The organism is Arcobacter defluvii (genome assembly GCF_013201725.1).
In the GTDB taxonomy this organism is placed as follows: Bacteria; Campylobacterota; Campylobacteria; order Campylobacterales; family Arcobacteraceae; genus Aliarcobacter; species Aliarcobacter defluvii.
The window spans coordinates 2,575,943-2,593,678 of record NZ_CP053835.1 but is presented as its reverse complement, the minus strand read 5'-3'; the positions used below and the strand labels follow the sequence as shown (position 1 = coordinate 2,593,678).

Annotated in this window: 20 protein-coding genes; 14 read left to right on the top strand and 6 right to left on the bottom strand. The window is 26.6% G+C overall.

Translation table 11 applies throughout. The annotated features are described in order from the left end of the window. The first annotated feature begins 138 nt into the window (after positions 1–138). Both ADFLV_RS15165 and ADFLV_RS12950 read left to right on the top strand, forming a co-directional pair. Positions 139–321 (top strand): hypothetical protein, encoded by a 183-nt coding sequence (locus tag ADFLV_RS15165; protein WP_228712415.1) that lies wholly within the window; start codon positions 139–141, stop codon positions 319–321. A 62-nt stretch (positions 322–383) separates the two neighbouring features. Continuing rightward, positions 384–671: a YciI family protein gene (locus ADFLV_RS12950; protein WP_129012187.1), complete on the top strand. Its 288-nt coding sequence runs from the start codon at positions 384–386 to the stop codon at positions 669–671. 68 nt (positions 672–739) lie between these two features. Here ADFLV_RS12950 and leuB read toward each other — a convergent pair whose 3' ends face one another. Both leuB and ADFLV_RS12940 read right to left on the bottom strand, forming a co-directional pair. Further along, positions 740–1,807 carry a 3-isopropylmalate dehydrogenase gene (gene leuB / locus ADFLV_RS12945; protein WP_172658809.1) on the bottom strand — a complete coding sequence of 356 codons (1,068 nt, stop codon included), beginning with the start codon at positions 1,805–1,807 and terminating at the stop codon, positions 740–742. A gap of 13 nt (positions 1,808–1,820) precedes the next feature. Further along, entirely contained in the window at positions 1,821–2,615 is a 795-nt protein-coding gene (locus ADFLV_RS12940; protein WP_014475168.1) for an SDR family NAD(P)-dependent oxidoreductase, read from the bottom strand. A 194-nt stretch (positions 2,616–2,809) separates the two neighbouring features. Between ADFLV_RS12940 and ADFLV_RS12935 the strand changes: the two genes are divergently transcribed. Beyond that, positions 2,810–4,693, top strand: coding sequence for a methyl-accepting chemotaxis protein (locus ADFLV_RS12935; RefSeq protein ID WP_129011625.1), 1,884 nt, complete (start codon positions 2,810–2,812; stop codon positions 4,691–4,693). A 7-nt stretch (positions 4,694–4,700) separates the two neighbouring features. On the opposite strand, the gene ADFLV_RS12930 is transcribed toward ADFLV_RS12935, so the two are convergent. Together ADFLV_RS12930 and ADFLV_RS12925 are read right to left on the bottom strand one after the other, a co-directional pair. After that, positions 4,701–5,459, bottom strand: coding sequence for a response regulator (locus ADFLV_RS12930; protein WP_014475166.1), 759 nt, complete (start codon positions 5,457–5,459; stop codon positions 4,701–4,703). Then, on the bottom strand, positions 5,459–6,757 hold the full coding sequence (locus ADFLV_RS12925) for a sensor histidine kinase (RefSeq protein ID WP_129011626.1): 1,299 nt from the start codon (positions 6,755–6,757) through the stop codon (positions 5,459–5,461). Before ADFLV_RS12925 ends, ADFLV_RS12930 begins: the two co-directional genes overlap by 1 nt. 136 nt (positions 6,758–6,893) lie before the next feature. On the opposite strand from ADFLV_RS12925, the gene ADFLV_RS12920 reads away from it, so the two are divergent. The 9 genes from ADFLV_RS12920 to ADFLV_RS12880 all read left to right on the top strand — a co-directional run bounded on the left by ADFLV_RS12920 (position 6,894) and on the right by ADFLV_RS12880 (position 14,125). Next, the gene (locus ADFLV_RS12920; protein ID WP_129011627.1) at positions 6,894–7,127 is read left to right on the top strand and encodes a phenol hydroxylase subunit; all 234 of its coding nucleotides are present in this window, start codon (positions 6,894–6,896) and stop codon (positions 7,125–7,127) included. A 15-nt stretch (positions 7,128–7,142) separates the two neighbouring features. Then, positions 7,143–8,135 (top strand): ferritin family protein, encoded by a 993-nt coding sequence (locus ADFLV_RS12915; RefSeq protein WP_129011628.1) that lies wholly within the window; start codon positions 7,143–7,145, stop codon positions 8,133–8,135. A 19-nt stretch (positions 8,136–8,154) separates the two neighbouring features. After that, a complete protein-coding gene (locus ADFLV_RS12910; protein ID WP_129011629.1) occupies positions 8,155–8,430 on the top strand; it encodes an MmoB/DmpM family protein in 276 nt (91 codons plus the stop codon). Between the two features lie 31 nt (positions 8,431–8,461). Beyond that, on the top strand, positions 8,462–9,976 hold the full coding sequence (locus ADFLV_RS12905; RefSeq protein ID WP_129011630.1) for a ferritin family protein: 1,515 nt from the start codon (positions 8,462–8,464) through the stop codon (positions 9,974–9,976). A gap of 11 nt (positions 9,977–9,987) precedes the next feature. Beyond that, entirely contained in the window at positions 9,988–10,347 is a 360-nt protein-coding gene (locus ADFLV_RS12900) for a phenol hydroxylase subunit P4 (RefSeq protein ID WP_129011631.1), read from the top strand. Continuing rightward, the gene (locus ADFLV_RS12895; protein WP_129011632.1) at positions 10,348–11,406 is read left to right on the top strand and encodes an NADH:ubiquinone reductase (Na(+)-transporting) subunit F; all 1,059 of its coding nucleotides are present in this window, start codon (positions 10,348–10,350) and stop codon (positions 11,404–11,406) included. Between the two features lie 104 nt (positions 11,407–11,510). After that, positions 11,511–12,314, top strand: coding sequence for a sulfite exporter TauE/SafE family protein (locus ADFLV_RS12890; protein WP_129011633.1), 804 nt, complete (start codon positions 11,511–11,513; stop codon positions 12,312–12,314). A 124-nt stretch (positions 12,315–12,438) separates the two neighbouring features. Next, positions 12,439–13,329: a DUF6781 family protein gene (locus ADFLV_RS12885; protein ID WP_129011634.1), complete on the top strand. Its 891-nt coding sequence runs from the start codon at positions 12,439–12,441 to the stop codon at positions 13,327–13,329. A gap of 82 nt (positions 13,330–13,411) precedes the next feature. After that, a complete protein-coding gene (locus tag ADFLV_RS12880; RefSeq protein ID WP_129011635.1) occupies positions 13,412–14,125 on the top strand; it encodes a Crp/Fnr family transcriptional regulator in 714 nt (237 codons plus the stop codon). An 8-nt stretch (positions 14,126–14,133) separates the two neighbouring features. Here ADFLV_RS12880 and ADFLV_RS12875 read toward each other — a convergent pair whose 3' ends face one another. Continuing rightward, the gene (locus ADFLV_RS12875) at positions 14,134–14,895 is read right to left on the bottom strand and encodes a response regulator (RefSeq protein ID WP_014475155.1); all 762 of its coding nucleotides are present in this window, start codon (positions 14,893–14,895) and stop codon (positions 14,134–14,136) included. After that, positions 14,892–16,175: a PAS domain-containing sensor histidine kinase gene (locus ADFLV_RS12870; protein WP_129011636.1), complete on the bottom strand. Its 1,284-nt coding sequence runs from the start codon at positions 16,173–16,175 to the stop codon at positions 14,892–14,894. Before ADFLV_RS12870 ends, ADFLV_RS12875 begins: the two co-directional genes overlap by 4 nt. 112 nt (positions 16,176–16,287) lie before the next feature. Here ADFLV_RS12870 and ADFLV_RS12865 point away from each other — a divergent pair, with 112 nt between their 5' ends. Together ADFLV_RS12865 and ADFLV_RS12860 are read left to right on the top strand one after the other, a co-directional pair. Then, positions 16,288–17,229, top strand: a complete 942-nt coding sequence (locus tag ADFLV_RS12865) for a malate dehydrogenase (protein WP_129011637.1) — start codon at positions 16,288–16,290, stop codon at positions 17,227–17,229. Between the two features lie 180 nt (positions 17,230–17,409). Further along, positions 17,410–17,718 (top strand): 2Fe-2S iron-sulfur cluster binding domain-containing protein, encoded by a 309-nt coding sequence (locus ADFLV_RS12860; RefSeq protein ID WP_041654899.1) that lies wholly within the window; start codon positions 17,410–17,412, stop codon positions 17,716–17,718. Positions 17,719–17,736 lie beyond the last annotated feature (18 nt).

The following is a 17,736-nucleotide window of genomic DNA, read 5'->3' as shown; positions in this document are numbered from 1 at the left end:
AAATCTGATACTTTATTTGGTTTGATAAAAAACAATTTTTCAATTTTTAAAAAAAATATATTTTTATATTTTATATTACACCCTTCTTTTTTCTATACAATATTTTTATCATTTTATTTGAATAATTTTGGTTTTTTAATGAGTTCAATATTAATTCTTAAATTTTTAGATATTAGTTTTAAATTAATATTGATGAAAAATTTATTAAATGGTAGAGAAATAGATGAATTACTCCAATTTAATATGCAAATTACACCTTTATTTCGATATATGAATGTAATAATTTATCCAATAACATTCATATTTGCAACTACTTTGTAATAATTTAATTTTGTCATTTTATTTTTATGATAGAATGCTAAAATTAAATAAAAAGGATTTATATGCAATATTTAGTAATTGCTTATGACAATGATAATGCACTTGAAAGAAGACTTGAATCAAGAGCCGCTCATGTTGAAGGTACAAGAAAACTAATGTCTGATGGTAAAATAATCAATGCTGCAGCATTAGTTGAAGATGATGTTATGGTTGGTTCAACTTTATTAGTTGATTTTGATACTGATGAAGAAATTGATGAATGGTTAGAAAACGAACCTTATGTAAAAAATAATGTTTGGAATATGGATGAATTCCAAATAGTTCCAATTAAATTACTACCAAAAAACTAAATATCTAATCAAATAAGCTATCTAAAGCTTATTTGATTTATATATTATATATATTTATATAGAAAAAACTATCTACTTACGTATTTAACAATGACATCGCCCATAGCAGAAGTATTTAAAACTTCTTTTGCATCATATGCTGCTAAATCTTTTGTTCTATATCCATCTTTTAACACTGATTTTATTGATTCTTCTATTAAATCTGCTGCTTTCTCTTCATTTAAAGAATATCTTAGCATCATTGCTGCACTTACTATTGTTGCCAATGGATTTGCTATTCCCATCCCTGCTATATCTGGTGCTGAACCATGTATTGGTTCATATATTGCTGTTTTATCCCCTGTTGATGCTGATGGAAGTAATCCAATCGAACCAACTACCATTGATGCTGTATCAGATAGAATATCTCCAAAAATATTTCCTGTTACGATAACATCAAATTGTTTTGGGTTTCTTACAAGTTGCATTGCTGCATTATCTACATACATATGACTTAAAGTTACTTCTGGGTAATCTTTTGATAATTCATTCATAGTATCTCTCCAAAGTTGAGAAACTTCTAAAACATTTGCTTTATCTACTGAACAAACTCTTTTATCTCTTTTCATTGCAAGTTCAAATGCTGTTTTACCAATTCTTACAATTTCTGGTTTTGTATATACCATTGTATTAAATGCTTTAAATCCATCATTCTCTCTTGGTTTACCAAAGTAAATACCACCAATTAACTCTCTTACAATCATAATATCTACGCCAGTAATTACTTCAGGTTTTAAAGTTGATGCATTTACTAATTCATCATAAATAATTGCAGGTCTTAAGTTTGCGTAAACACCCATTTCTTCTCTAAATTTTAATAATCCAGTTTCAGGTCTTAATTCTCTAGGAAGTGTATCCCATTTTTCTCCACCAATTGCACCAAACAAACAAGCATCAGAATTTAAAACTCCATCAACTGTCTCTTGTGGTAATGGAACACCTGTAGTATCAATAGCAATACCACCCATTAGATATTCTTTATAATTTAATTCAAAATTACATTTTTTTGCTGCTGCATTTAATACTTTTATTGCCTCATCAACGATTTCTGGTCCTATCCCATCACCTTTGATTATTGATATTTTATAATTTCTCATTTATTTCCTTTATTTAAAATGCTGATTGAACAACTCCCCCATCAGCTCTTAAAATTGCTCCATTAGTTGCACTTGATAAGGCACTTGCTATATAAACAATCATATTTGCATCTTCTTCAACTTGGGCAAATCTTTGAATCAGTGAAGTTGGTCTTACATTTTTAAAAAAATCTTTTTCAACTTCTTCAAATGTTATATTATTTTGTTTAGCAAAATCTTCTATGAATTGTACTACACCTTCTGATTTTGAAGGTCCTAAAATGATTGAATTAGAAGTTACATTTGTTCCTTTAGTTAATTCAGCAATTCCTCTTGAAACAGAGATTTGTGCAGTTTTTGTCATCCCATAATGAATCATTTCTTTTGGAATTTGAATAGCTGATTCACTAGAAATAAATATAATTCTTCCCCAGTTTTGGTCAATCATTGAAGAAAGATAATGTTGAGCTAATCTTACTCCACTCATAACATTTACATTAAACATATGCAACCACTCTTGTTCTGTAATATCTTTAAACTCTTTTGGTTCAAAGATTCCTAAATTGTTTATTAAGATATCAATATGTGGAATTTTAGAAATTAGTTTGTTACAACCAATATTATCTTTTAAATCAGCGGTTATTCCAATGATTCTTGTTTTTGGAAATTCAGCTTTTAGTTTTAAAACAGCATCATTTACTTTTTTCTCATTTCTTCCATTTATAATAACATTAACACCTTCTTGTGATAATTTTCTAGCAGTTTCAAATCCAATTCCTTGCGTTGAACCAGTAATTAAGGCTGTCTTATTAGCTATTTTTAAATCCATTTTATAATCCTTTATGATTTCTTAGTTAAATATATATGAAAAAAATCGCATTGTTATCGCTTTTTATTATTTTTTTTATACTGCGAATTTTGTGCGATTATAATTAAATAAGATTACATTCTTGGAACAATCTAAAAAAGTGTCTAGTTGCTAATTTAGAAAATAATTAGCAAATATAAAAAAAGGTAAAAAGAATGAATAAAATAAATGATTTAAGTATTAATACAAAAATAATTTTTGGATTTTCAATACTTATATTTATGATAATTTTTATAAGTAGTTACTCTATTTTTAAAATACGGGATTTAGCATCAATTACTTCAAGATTTTATAATTATCCTTATCAAGTAAGTAATACAACAAAATTAATTAGTTTTAAGATAACAAAAGTGATAAGCTCAGTAAAAGATATTGCCTTGACTACTTCAAATGAAGAGAAACAAGTAAGTTTAAAAAATATAGATGAAATAGATAAAGAAATTTATGAATTATTTAATTTATTGGAAAAATCTTATTTAGGTGATAAGACAAAACTTAATGATGCAAAAAAACAGTTTACAACTTGGATTCCTATAAGAACAGAAGTTGTAGAAGCAATGATAAGTGGAAATATGCAACTTGCAGGAAAACTTATAAAAGAAAAAGCAATGCCTCATGACATTATTTTATATAAACAAATGGATGATTTGACAAAGTTAGCAGAAAAAAATGGAAAAGATTTTTATGAAAATTCAAAAAAAATAAAAGAAAATATTTTAAATATCATAGTTACAATTTTTGTAATTAGTGTAATTTTAGCAGTTTTAATAACTTATATGGTTTTTGTTGATATTAAACGTTCTTTAAAAACTTTTCAAGAAGGTTTACTCTCATTTTTTAGGTATTTATCAAATGAATCAAAAGATATTAAATTTATGAAAGAGAGTGATAGAAATGAGTTTGGCAAAATGTCAAAAATTATAAATGAAAATATATATAAAATAAAAAATGGTATACAAAAAGATAATGAAACAGTTGAAAATGTTTTGGATATAGTATCTCAAATTAATAAAGGTTATTTGAATGTTAAAGTAGAAAAAGTTCCAAATAATCCACAATTGAAGAGTTTATGTGAAGCTTTTAATTCGATGATAAATGAACTTAGATTAAATATAGAATCAATATCAGTTGTACTAAAAGAGTTTAGTAGTTACAAGTTTATAAATAAAGTAGAAATAAGGAATCAAAAAGGAGAAATTGCAGAGTTTATTGAAAATATTAATTTTCTAACAGAAGAGATTTCTGAGTTATTAAAACAATCGTTATTAAGAGGAATTACATTAGATAGTGCATCAAATAAATTAATAGAGTATATAAATACTTTAAATAATTCAACAAAAGAAAGTGTAGTCTCTTTAGATAAAACAAATGATTCTTTAAAAAATATCACAGATGTTATTGTTCAAAGTAATGGAAATATTTCAGAACTAAGTAAATATGCACAAGAATTAAATATTTCTGCAAAAGAGGGGCAAAAATTAGCTTTAAATACTTCACATTCAATGGATGAAATTACAAATCAAGTTAATTTAATAAATGAAGCAATAATGATAATAGATCAAATTTCATTTCAAACTAATATTTTATCTTTAAACGCAGCTGTTGAATCTGCAACTGCTGGAGAAGCTGGACGTGGATTTGCCGTTGTTGCAGGTGAAGTGCGAAATCTTGCAAGTAGAAGTGCAGAAGCAGCTAAAGAGATAAAACAATTAGTTGAAAATGCAACAAGCAAAGCAAATGAAGGTAAAAATATTTCGAGTACAATGATAAAAGGTTATGATGAACTTTTAGAAAATATAAACAAATCCACAATCATGATAGAAACAATAACAAATCTAAGTTCAAAACAAGAAAAAGGAATATTGGAAGTTAATAGTATTATTGATGATTTAGATTCTCAAACAAAACTTAATGGTTCAATAATGAATCAAACTTTTGATATAGCTATTCAAACTGATAAAATAGCAAAAAATATCTTTTCAGAAGCAAATAACAAAACTTTTATAGGAAAAGAAGAAATTATGAAAATAGATAGGTAAAACCTATCTAAAAAAGTTCTATTTTATAGCCTGTATTATTTTGATTTGTAATTAAATCTTTATGAATTTTATTTCTAAGTCTAAATAATACAGATCTAAAAGCTGCATAACCTGCTGGTTCATCTTGCCAAATAGCGTATTCTAATTGTTCTTGAGAAACATTATGACCTGGACTATCACAAAGATATTTTATAATTTTTGTCTCTTTTGTAGTTAATTTTACAGGTTCATCTCCATAATATAAAATTTCCTTTTCCTTATCAAATAAATATCCATATTTTAGTTGAATAGTACGAGATCTTTGCTCATTGTTTAATTCAAGTTGATGAATTAAAGTTTTGTTTACATTTTCAACCGCTTCAAGTTTTTTTGTTTTTGTATTATCTTGAGCAGATTTTTTTAAAGCTATTTCTATTGCTGCATGTAAATTTGATTTTTTATAAGGTTTTAAAATATAACCATAAGCAAAAGTTTCAGAAGCTTTTTTTATAGTTGCTACTTCAGAATTTGCTGTTAAAAATACAACTGGAGTTGAAGGAATTATATTTTTTAATTCTTTTGCAAGTTCAATTCCTGTCGTAGGCCCTTTTAGATAAATATCCATTAAAATTAAATCAGGAACAATACCTTTTTCCAATATTTTCATAGTTTTACATTTATTTGGTGCAACTCCACAAGGTTCATAACCTAAATCAAGAAGAGTCTCTTTTAAGTTTAATGCAATAATTGATTCATCTTCAACTATTAATATTTTGATTTTATTCATTATTCTTCCTCATCTTTTGAAAATATAATATTACATTCTAAGCCATTATTATTTCTAAATTCAATAATCGCATCTAATTGATCTTCTACTATAGAATGGATTAATTGCATTCCTATTGATTCGCTTTTATACAAACAATTTATATCTTTTAATCCTTCTCCATTATCTCTAATCTTTACATGAATTTTATCTCCTATTTTTTTCATATGAATACAAAGTAGATTTTCTCTATCTTCTTTAAAGGCGTATTTTAGAGCATTTACGCAAAGTTCATGTATTACCATTCCTATTTGAATACATCTATTTGTTGAAAAAATAAGTTTATCAATATGCAAATCAACTTTTAGTTTTGTATTTTGAGAAATATATAATTCTTTTATATCTTGAACTAATCTTTTTATATAATCTTGAAGATTTATATAAGCTAAATTTTCTCCTAAATACAAAAATTCATGTACTAATGCCATTGTGTTGATTCTACTTTTACTTTGTTTTAAAATATATTTTACTTCATCATCTTTTGCACGTCTTAATTGCATAGCTAATAAAGAAGAAATAATCTCCATATTGTTTTTTACTCTATGATGAATCTCTTTTAATAAAATCTCTTTTTCATCTAGGGATTTTTGGAGTTCAATATTCATATCTTTAAATTTTTTATTTATTTCTTGTCTTTGTGAAATATCTCTTCCAAATGCACAAATATATTCCTGATTTCCATATGTAAATCCATGTCCTGAAACTTCAACTGGAAAAATCTCTCCATTTTTTTTTCTTTGACTCGTTTCCAAAATCCAATTCTCTGTATTTTTTATTTTATGCATTATTTCAATAGCAGTTTGTCTGTTAAAATTTATATCCATAACTTCAAGATATTTTCCTAATAACTCTTCTTTTTCATAACCTAACATCTTACAAGCTGCATCATTTATATATACTATTTTTGCATCGATTGTAAACCAATAAATACCATCAACTGAATTATTTAATGCAAATTCATAAGGCATAAGTCTTTCTTTATCTTTTTCTTTTAAATCTTTGTATGATTTATCAATTTTTGAAATTACTTTTTGCATATGGTTTAAAATAAAAAATAAAATTAAAACACTAAATATCAAAAAAAGAAACAAAAAATTCAATGTAGAACCTGAATTTTCACTTGTTTCTCCATAAGTAAAATAAATATTCAAAAATCTATCAAGAAAAATTATACCTATAACTCCCATTATCAAATAAAAAATGGAAAATTTTGCAGGTATATTTTTATTATTGAAAAAGTGCTTTTTCATTGAACTCATATAGCATCCTTTTATATTTTGAAGTATTTTATCAAATTTTATTTTTTTTATGATTTTTTGCGAATAATTTGCGATTTTATTTACATAGTATTCTCTTGTTCTAAAGATTGAATGAGTAATTTAATTAGGAGGTTTTATGTATGAACTTATGCCAAATGAAAAAAAATTTGTACAAATCATAAATATAAAAGATGGTGGATTTGTAGAATTTAATTTTGCAGTAGGTGAAGCAGTTATGAATGTTGAGTTACTTTTACCATACAGAGCTTTTATTGAGTTTTGTCAAAATAATAGAGTTTCATTTTTTACTAAAGAGCAAGAAAATGAACTATTAATTGATAATAAAAATTGGAAATATGGATTAAATTAAGTTTAAGGAAAAAATATGGAATTAAATATCGCAAGTATTGAAATAGAACCAAAAAGACATACTTTTGGGCATGTTGCAAAAAGATTAGGTGAAGATAGACCTGCTTCAAGATATGAAGAAGCTATGTATGATGCACAACCAACAGAAAATTTTCATTACAGACCTCAATGGGAACCAGAATTTGAAATCTATGATAAGAATAGAACAAAAATCAAAATGAATGATTGGTATGATTTGTTGGACCCTAGAAAGTTTCATTATATGTCTTATGTATCAACAAGAGCTTCTCAAAATGCAGCAAATGAGCAAAGTTTTGAATTTGTTGAAAAAAGAGGTTTAGTTAATTTTATCAAAAAAGATAATTTGAAAAAAGTTTTTGATTTCTTAACACCTTTAAGACATTATGAGTATGGTGCTAATATGAATAATCTAGCAATTGTAGATAGAGTTTATGGAACAGCTATGATGAGTGCTTGTCTATTTCAAGCAGAAGATAGATTAGGTATGGCTCAACATATTACAAAAATAATTTTATTACTTTGTGATAATGATGTCTCAAAACTAGATGCTGGAAAAGATGCTTGGTTAAACTGCCCTAATTGGCAAGGTTTAAGAAAGGCAGTTGAAGATTCTTTTGTTGAGAAAGATCCTATTAGATTGTTTATAAAGCAAAACTTAGTATTTGATGGATTTGTTATTCCCTTGATGATAAATGAATTCTCAAAAGAGATGGCAAAAAATGAAGAAATGACTATTTCAATGTTGACTGAATTTATTGTTTCTTGGTTTGAAGAAACTATTAAGTGGATTGATAGTGTTGTAAAAGTTATGGCAAATGAATCAAATGAAAATAAAGAGTTATTAACTTCTTGGATTAAAGAGGATATAGAAATAATGGAAAATACAATGGAAACTTTAGTGTCTTTTTCGAATAATCCAAAAGAATTGATATCAACTGCGAAATTTGATTTAGTACAAAGATTAGATAAATGTGGAATAAGTTTATAAATTAAAAAAAGGTGAATATATGTCAGCGAGTATAGCATTATTATGTCTTCAAGCAACGGAAGATGGTAGAACTATTGCAGAAGCAATAAAAGAAGACAATGAAGGAGTAGTAATTACAAATAAACCAGCAATGATTCAAATTGAACGACCTGAAAAAATTACTGTGAAAGCATCAACTGTAAGTGAGAAATTGGGACGAAGTTGGGATCCTGAAGAGTTACAATTAGTACTTATTTCTTTAGGTGGTCAAATAGAAGAAACAGATGATGAATTTGTTGTGTACTGGAATAATTAATAAATAATTTACATAGATAAAGGAAAATATTATGAGTGTAGAGCCTAGAAAAAAAAGATTAAATAAAAAAGACGCATATAAATATATGACAAGACTTGGTTGGAATCCAACTTATCAAAAAGAAGAAGATGTTTTTCCTTTTTTAGAGATGGAAGGATTAAAAATCCATGATTGGGAAGCTTGGGAAGACCCATTTAGAATGACTATGGATTCTTATTGGAAATTACAAGCTGAAAAAGATAAAAAACTTTATTCAATTATTGATGCATTTGCACAAAATAATGCACAAAAAAATATTTCTGATGCAAGATATGTAAATGCATTAAAACTATTTTTAACAGGTGTAACACCACTTGAATATAAAGTTGTTCAAGGTTTTTCTCACGCAGCACGTGCTTTTAGAGGTGAAGGTGCTTCAATTGCTTGTCAAATGCAAGCTATTGATGAGTTAAGACATTTCCAAACTCAAGTTCATACTATGAGTCATTATAATAAATATTTTGATGGTTTTCATGATTATAGCACTATGCATGATAGAATTTGGTATTTATCTGTTCCAAAATCATTTGGTGATGATGCAAGTACAGCTGGTCCTTTTGAGTATTTAACAGCTATCTCATTCTCTTTTGAGTTTGTTTTAACGAGTCTGTTATTTGTACCATTTATGAGTGGAGCTGCATATAACGGAGATATGGCAACTGTTACATTTGGGTTCTCTGCTCAAAGTGATGAATCAAGACATATGACACTTGGACTTTCTGCTATTAAATTTATGTTAGAACAAGATGCTCAAAATGTACCAATTGTTCAAAAATGGATGGATAAATGGTTATGGAGAGGTTATAGAATGTTAGGTCTTGTGGCTATGATGATGGATTATATGTTACCTAACTCTCCAACTTCATGGGGTGAAGCAGTTGAGTTATATATCGAACAAAACTGTATGGCACTTTATAAAGATTTAGAAAAATATGGAATTAAAGTTCCAGAAAAATTAATTAATACAATTGTTGCAGAAAAAGGACATTTATCTCATCAAGTATGGAATATTTTTTATAATCATACAAATGCAGCGGCTTTCCATACTTGGATGCCAGATGAGAATAAAATGAATTGGTTAAGTGAAAAATATCCAGATACTTTTGATAAATATTATAGACCAATGTTTGAAAGATATATAGAATTAGAGAAAAAAGGTGAAAGATTTTATTCAGAAGTTTTACCTTTAGTTTGTCAAACTTGTCAGATTCCATTAGGATTTACAGATATTGAAGGTGGAAATCCTCACGTTTATACACATAAAACTTCAGAGTTTAATGGAGAAATTTTCCATACTTGTTCAGATGGTTGTAAAGAGATATTTGATGCACAGCCTGAAAAATATATTCAAGCTTGGTTACCTCCTCATCAAATTTTCCAAGGAAACTGTGGAGGAGCAACTATCCCAGAAGTTTTAAAATGGTATAAAATAGAACATGGTGTTGATAATATGGATTATGTAGGTTCACCTGATGAAGCTATGTGGAATAAATTAAAAAATAAATAAAAGGAGAAAAAATGGCAATTCAATCAATTGGAGAATATCCAATCATAATGAAAGATAGTTTAGATAAATTTCATGGAAATCAATTAGTATTTATTTATTGGTATGGACATAGAGTTGTTTGCTCTCCTAGAGCATTTCCTCTTCCTCCTGATATGCCTTTTGGTGCATTAGTATCAGATATTATTCCATTATGTTATAAAGTTGAACCTGATTTTAAAGATTTAGATTTTGATAAAACAGAAGTTATTTGGGAAATAGATGGAAAAGTAGTAGTTCCTGATTTTTCTAAAAGTTTAAAAGAAAATGGTGTTGGACATAAATCATTTATTACTTTTATAACACCAAGTTTAACAGGAAAAGTAGGAGCATAAATGGCTTGTAAATTAGAGATAGAACCAACAGGTGATATAGTAGAAGTTCAAGAAGGACAAACCCTTCTTGATGCTGCTTTAAGACAAGGTGTTTATCTTCCTCATGCTTGTAATCATGGACTTTGTGGAACTTGTAAAGTAGAAGTTTTAGAAGGTGAGGTTGATTTAGGTGATGCTTCATATTTTGCTTTAATGGAGAGTGAGAGAGAAGATGGATATTGTTTAGCTTGTACAGCAACAGTAGTTGATGATGTTGTGATTGAAGCAGATATTGATGTGGACGTAGATGCTCGAAATATACCTATAAAAGATATTTGGGGAACAGTTATAAAAAGAGAGATGTTAACTCCAAGAATTTTAGGACTTTGGATTGAACTTGATGAAGAGTTGGATTTTCAAGCAGGACAATATATAAATTATCATGTTCCAGGATTTGATGAACCAAGAGCATTTTCACTAGCAAATCAACCAAGTACTGGAAAAATCATAGAGTTAAATATTGGGCTTATTCCAGATGGTGAAGCAACTCCTTGGATTCATCAAAATGTAAAAGTTGGTGATAGAAGAAAAATAACAGGACCTTTTGGAAGATTTTTTGTAAAAAGAAGTGCGAATAAACCAATGATATTTTTTGCAGGTGGTTCAGGATTATCAAGTCCAAAATCTATGATTTTAGATGAGTTAGAAAATGGATGTACTTTACCAATTACACTTTTTCATGGAGCAAGAAATGAAGAAGAGTTATATTATGCAGATATGTTCAGAGATTTAGAAAAGAAATATGATAATTTTAAGTATATTCCTGTTTTATCAAATAATGAAAATCCTGCATGGAGCGGTGAAGTAGGTTTTACAAATGATGTAGCTAAAAAACTTTATAACAATCAATTTGCAGGAAATAAAGCATATTTATGTGGACCTCCAATGATGAGTGAAGCTTGTATTACAGCCCTTATGCAAGGAAGATTATTTGAAAAAGATATACATACTGAAAAATTCTTCTCAAAAGCTGATTTACACAGTGATAAAGTAAAAAGTCCTCTTTTTAAATCTATATAAAAGATACAATTTTTTTAAATTGTATCTTTCTTCATTTTCTTATTTTGCGTAAAATTTGCGAATTTAATTCTGTATTATTCTATCAAAAACTATAAGGTTGATTTATGTTAGATATGCAAACTATATTTTATTTTTTAGCGCTAGGTTCTTTTGTTGGAGTTGTTTCAGGACTTTTTGGAATAGGTGGAGGAGGAATTATAGTTCCTGTTTTAACAGCTATTTTCTTAGCTCATGGAATTGATGAACACAATGTTGTTCATATGGCTTTAGGAACATCTATGGCTATTATAATTATAACTTCAATTTCAAGTATAAAAGCTCAACAAAAGAAAAAAGCAATTGTTTGGGATGTAGTTAAGATGATGGTTCCAGGAATTTTTGTAGGAACTTTTTTAGCAACATTTATTGCTTCAAAACTTGATTCATTTTATTTATCTATAATCTTTGCTTGTTTTATGTTGTATTCTGCAATTATGATGTTTATAGGTAAAAAACCAAAACCTGAAAATAAAATCTTTACTACAAAAACTCATATATTATCAGGTGGATTAATTGGAGCTTTATCTTCACTTGTTTCTATTGGTGGAGGAATTATGAGTGTTCCATATTTATTAGTTCAAAATATAGATATAAAAAAAGCAATTGCAACTTCATCTGCTATAGGCTTACCCATAGCTATTTCTGGAACATTAGGATATATTGTAAATGGTTGGAGTCATACTTCAATGCAGACTTATACTTTAGGTTTTGTATCACTTCCAGCTCTTGTTTGTGTTGCAAGTGCAAGTTATTTAACTGCTCCAATTGGTGTTGCTTTAGTACATAAAATAAATGTAGATTTGATGAAAAAACTTTTTTCTTTGTTACCTTTAGCTTTAAGTATTAAGATGTTGATTTCAGTGTTTTAAAATATACAAATCATTGATTTTAGCTGAAAAATTATAAAATATCTAAATTAAAAGTGCCATTTTTATGGCAAAAAATGTATTCAAATCTAATTATAATATGTCCAAATTAAATAAGGGAGTGATTATGTTAGAAAATATGAAAAATGAAATTTCTATTGGAATATCAAAAATGTGTAAAACTGGAGAAGAAAATACTCAGGAGTTGAAAAATATTATTGAAACAGCTGTTTCAAAAGCTGCAATAAGTACAAAAAAAAATTTAGCAGATATTACTAAGATAATGGAAGAAATTATTCAAGTATCTATAAAAGAATTGGAAAAACAAAATAGCTTAACGAAAAAAAATATTGACACTATTATAAATGCTACAGTAACTGCTTTTAATGAAAATACACAAGAATTAATAAGTGAAATTGATATGGAACTTTTAAAAACAAAATATAGCTTCCAAGAAAAGCAAGACATTTTATCTATGAAATTAAAAGATAGTATAGATGATGCAATTAAAACTCAAGAAAATATATATGAAAAGATTCTAGAAGCTGTAAAAATTAATACAGAGAAAGCCCTAGAAAAAGGGAAATTAAATGTACAAAAAGTTAAAGAACTATCTGAAGCAACTATTTTAACAGTAATCGAAAGAGCTGAAAGTAATAAAAGTGATATTGAAAAAAGTATAGAAGGTGCAATTGATGGTTTAAAAGAGGGAATAATAAATAGTGTAGAAAATACAAGAATAGAAATCTTAAATGCAAAAGAAAAATCTAATACTTTTATAGAAGAAGAGATAAAAGAAGTTATTTTAAACTTGGAATCTTTAGATAAATCGTTTAAAGAATCATTAATAAATACTTCAAATAAAGTAAATAACCTAGCAAAAGAATCTATTCAAAGAAATATTGATGAAATAAAAAATAATTCTAAAAAAACAATAGATGAAGTAACAAAAATTGCAAAAGGTGCAATAATAGGTATGATTAATGGTGCAAAAGATGCAATGAAAAAAGATAAGTAATTAGAACAAATATAGTTATATTCTAATAGAATTTTAGAATATGACTTTTTTATTCAAAAAATTCTATTTAGGATAATTAATAATGAGAAAAAATTCACCAAATTACTTATGTTCTATTGAACTCCTTCAAAGTGTAAATCATTTTAAAGGTATAAAAGATAGTGAGCTTGATAAAATATTGGAAAATTGTACAGTAATGAGTTTGCCAAAAAAATATTTGATTCAACAGTCACTTTTGGAAGAAAATATATTTTTGATTATGAAAGGTAGAGCGAAACTTTCAAAAATAGATTTGAAAAGTGGAAGAGAATGTATACTTACACTTTTAAAAGTAGGAGATTTATTTGATATTGTAACTTTACTTGATATAAAAGATAGAGATATTTCAGTTGAAGCAATTGATGATTTGCAATTATTAAAAATGCCAATAAAAATTGCTCATAATTTATTAGATAGTAATCCTGAGTTCAATAAAAGTTTTTTACCTTATCTTGGTACAAGAATAAGGCAACTTGAAGATTTTGCAACAAATTTAGCTTTATATAATACTAAAACAAGATTAATGAAACTTATTCTAGAAAATTGTGATTATACAGATAAAATAGATAATAGCTATTTAGTAAAATCAATAAATGATTTATCCCATGAAGTTTTAGCTCAAATGTTAGGTTCTGTAAGGAAAGTAATAAATTCAGATTTACAAAAACTAAAAAAAGATAATATTATCACTTCTGTAAGAGGAAACTTACTTATTAAAGATTTAGATAAACTCAAAAATGAAATAAAAAAATCATAAAATTAATTTTATAAAATTTCTATTCTATATCCTATATTTTTTTGATTTATTATCAAATCTTTATGAATCTTATTTCTTAATCTAAATAAAACTGTCCTAAAAGCAGCATATCCAGCTGGTTCATCTTGCCAAATTGCATATTCTATTTGTTCTTGAGATATATTTTGACCTGGAGTTTTACATAATATTTTAACAATAGCAAGTTCTTTATTTGTTAGTGTAACAGCTTCATCACCAAAATATAAAACATCTTTTCCTTTATCAAATAAATATCCATATTTTAGTTTTACAGTTCTTGATTTAGTTTCATTCTCTAATAAAAGTTGTTGTTCTAAAGATTTATTTATATTTTTAATTGCATCTAAATTTAAACTATTTTTTTTATCTTCATCTGCTTTTTTTATAGCAATTTCAATAGCAGCTTGTAGATGACTTTTTTTATATGGTTTAATTAAATATCCATAAGCTAAAGTTTCAGAAGCCTCTTTTATAGTTGCAAGTTCTGAGTTTGCTGTTAAAAATACAACAGGAGTATTTATTAAAGTCTCTTTTAACTCTTTTGCCAACATAATACCAGTAGTTGGTCCTTGTAAATATATATCCATTAGGATTAAATCAGGAATTTCTTTTTTTTCATTTAAAAGTTTCAATGTATTACATCTATTATTTGAAATTCCATATGGTTCATAACCTAACTCACTTAATACTTGTTTTAAATTTAATGCAATTATAGGTTCATCTTCTACTATCAAAATTTTAATTTTATTCATTTTATCTCCTTCTTTGGAAAAATAATATTGCACTCTAAGCCTTTATTATTTTTAAATTCTATAGTTCCATGAAGTTGAAAATCAACTATGGAATGAACTAATTGCATACCGATTGAGTCAGATTTTTCTAAGGAATTTATATTTTTTAAGCCATCTCCATTATCTCGGATTTTTATATGAATTTTATCTTCAATTAATTTCATATGAACACATAATAAATTATCTCTATCCTCTTTAAATGCATATTTTAAAGCATTTACACATAACTCATGTAACAACATTCCCACTTGAATACATCTATTTATTGAAAACTCCATAACATCGAGGTTTAAATCTATTGTTATATGAGTATTTTGTGAAATATATAACTCTTTTATATCTTCTAGTAACTTTTCTATATATTCATTTACATTTATATAAGCTAAATTCTCTCCCAGGTATAAAAACTCGTGAACTAAAGCCATTGCATGGATTTTACTTCGGCTCTCTTTCATTGAATCTTTAAATTTTTTATCATCTGATTTATATGCTTGCATATTAAGTAATGATGAGATAATTTCCATATTGTTTTTTACTCTATGGTGAATTTCTTTTAATAAAATCTCTTTTTCTTTTAGAGATTTTTGTAACTCTTCGTTCATCGTTGTTATTTTATTTCTATTTTTTATTCTTTGAGTCATATCTCTTGCAAAGGCACAAATATACTCTTTACCATTATATGTAAAGGCATGACCTGAAACTTCAACAGGATAAACAGAACCATCTTTTCTTCTATGGGTTGATTCTATTCTCCAGTTAGGAGTATTTTTTATTTCATTCATACATATAGGTGAAGTTTGTCTTGTGAAATTTGGGTCAATATCTTCTAAATACATATTTTCAAACTCTTCTTTTGTATAACCATCTTTTTTACAAGTAGATTCATTTACATAGATAAATTTTCCTTCAAGAGTAAACCAATGTATTTCATCAACTGAATGATCAAGTGCAAATTCATATGGAGCTAATCTATCTTTTTCTTTTAAATCATTGTAAGCTTCTTCTACATTTTTTATAACTTTTTGCATATGATTAATAGTTAAATAGATGATAATTCCTGTGGAAATTATAAAAAATATATTAAAAGTAAAGATACTATTTAAAGAAATAGAATTATTTTCTAAATAGATTTTTATGAATTTATCTAAAAAAATTACTCCTAATAAACCTGTAAAAATATAGGTTATAGAGAACCTTTTTGCCATTTTATTTGTATTTAAAAAAAAGTCAAATTTTATCATTTTACCACCTTTTGTTGATTATAACACAGAAATTTTTTTTTGTTAAATGATGCGAATATTTTGCGAAGTTTTTTATATAAAATGGTAAATAATTTTTTTAGGAGTTATTATTTTGGGATACAAAAAAGTTGGAATCGTTGGTATTGGTAATGTTGGTTCTTCTATTGCTTATAATTTAGCATTAAAAAATATATGTAATAAAATTTTATTAAAAGATTTAAGAGAAGATTTTACAAAAGCAATTGCACTTGATATTTCGCAGGCAATTAGTTCAGTAAATTCAAAAACAATAATTGAAGCAGTACATAGTGATGAAAAATTTAAAGATTGTGATATTGTCGTAATAACAGCAGGAATTGCAAGAAAACCTGGTATGAGTAGAGATGATTTACTATTTACAAATGCAAAAATTATGAATTTAATAGTTCAAAATGTAGCTAAATATAATAAAGATGCAATTTTAGTAATTGTTTCAAATCCACTTGATGCTATGGTTTATTCAGCACTTAAAGCTTCTAATTTTCCAAGAAATAAAGTCTTAGGAATGGCTGGAATTTTAGATAGTTCAAGGATGGCATATTTTATAAAAGAGAAAATTGGATATAAAAAAATAGAAGCCATGGTATTAGGTGGTCATGGTGATGATATGGTTCCTCTTATAAAAGAGACAAAAGTAGATGGCGTTCCTTTAGATGAGGTTTTAAATGAAAATGAGATAAAGAACATTATTCAAAAAACCAGAAATGGGGGAATAGAAATAGTAAAATTATTACAAACAGGATCTGCTTATTATGCTCCTGCTCAAGCAACTGTACTTATGGTAGAATCGATTTTAAAAGACAAAAAACTTACTTATCCTTGTGCTATTGAGTTACAAGGTGAATATGGATACGAAAATGTAGTAACAGGTGTCCCTATAGTTTTAGGCAAAAATGGTGCTGAAGAAATAATTGAAAAAAAACTCTCTAAACAAGAAAAAATTGACTTTAATAATTCTGTTAATTCAGTAAAAACTCTAATAAAAAAACTAAAAGAAAATAGCTTAAACCAATGAATTAAAGGGAAAGATATCTTTCTTTTCCCTTTCTTTTTCCAATTTTTATAAAATCTTATTTTTTGCGATTAATCTGCGAATTTTTTAAAGTAAAGTTCAAATAGTTAAAAGGTAACTTTTACTTCGCACAGCAATTTTGATAGTTTCAACTTTGTTGTAAATTTAAATAAAAGGATATTTGTGAAGCATAATATCTTAGTGAAAAATAAAGATAAAGAGAGATCTTGTAGTGAGGATAAAAATCTTATGAGTTCATTATCTGTTTGTACAGATCTTGTACCAAGAGGATGCCATAATGGTGCTTGTGGTGTTTGTAAGATTTTGGTACATAATGGTGATTATGAAAAAACGAAAATGAATAGAAAACATATTTCAGAAGAGGAAGAAGATTCTAATATAGTTTTAGCTTGTAGAACTTTTCCAAAAAGTGATATGGAAATTGAGTTTATTTCAAAACCAAAAACACAGCTTTATACAATAGGCAATTAATTTATAATAAAGGATAGA